This window comes from Bacillus cereus group sp. N6 (genome assembly GCF_016483705.1).
GTDB classification, from domain to species: domain Bacteria; phylum Bacillota; class Bacilli; order Bacillales; family Bacillaceae_G; genus Bacillus_A; species Bacillus_A wiedmannii.
In genome coordinates this window covers 1-534 of the sequence record NZ_JAEHBI010000204.1, presented here as the reverse complement: position 1 = coordinate 534, position 534 = coordinate 1, and the positions used below count along the sequence as shown (strand labels likewise).

Genomic DNA, 534 nt, shown 5'->3' with positions numbered 1-534 from the left:
AACTATTCAGAATTTCTTAAACGATAACTGTATTTTGTAAACGGATTTATGTTTTTTCAAACTTTGCAACAGAACCCTTCTGTCGATGTGTATCTTCATACACTTGATCCGTTGGATCGAAAATAAAGATAAACTTTTGTTTGGCTTTCCTGACACCCTCAATCACTGTCCTATAAGCTTCTTGAGAAGCCTTTGTCACATCCACACCCTTTTCTCCTCGACCAAAAATTCCAACCGCCTGTAGAAGCTCCGAGCACCTTTGAATCACTCCTAGCATGTCTATGTCTCCTTTCTTATTTCATTCTTTGAAACTCTTTACTCAATATTGAAACCAAAAATATTCCCGTTTCTTTTCCAGATTTCCATTCCTAATTGCATATTCATCTAATACCTCTAGCAATTTTGCAATGGTTCCTTCTCTTGTCTCATTCGCTGATAAAACCAAAACCTTAAAAATTTGGTAACTACTCAGCTTTTTCAGACAAAAAAGCAGGCCAAATACATGTTTCCGATTTGAAAACATGAAAAAAAATA

General features: G+C 35.4%; 1 protein-coding gene and 1 pseudogene. Both read right to left on the bottom strand.

Going from position 1 to position 534, the window contains the following annotated elements:
* Positions 1–46 precede the first annotated feature (46 nt).
* Entirely contained in the window at positions 47–277 is a 231-nt protein-coding gene (locus tag JDS99_RS30950; RefSeq protein WP_242475824.1) for a hypothetical protein, read from the bottom strand.
* Positions 278–319: 42 nt separating this feature from the next.
* Positions 320–534 (bottom strand): annotated as a pseudogene (locus tag JDS99_RS31760) (hypothetical protein); the annotation flags it as partial.

Coding starts and splice junctions, on each gene's coding strand:
- JDS99_RS30950 (WP_242475824.1), bottom strand. CDS start 277: ATGCTAGGAGTGATTCAAAGGTGCTCGGAGCTTCTACAGGCGGTTGGA.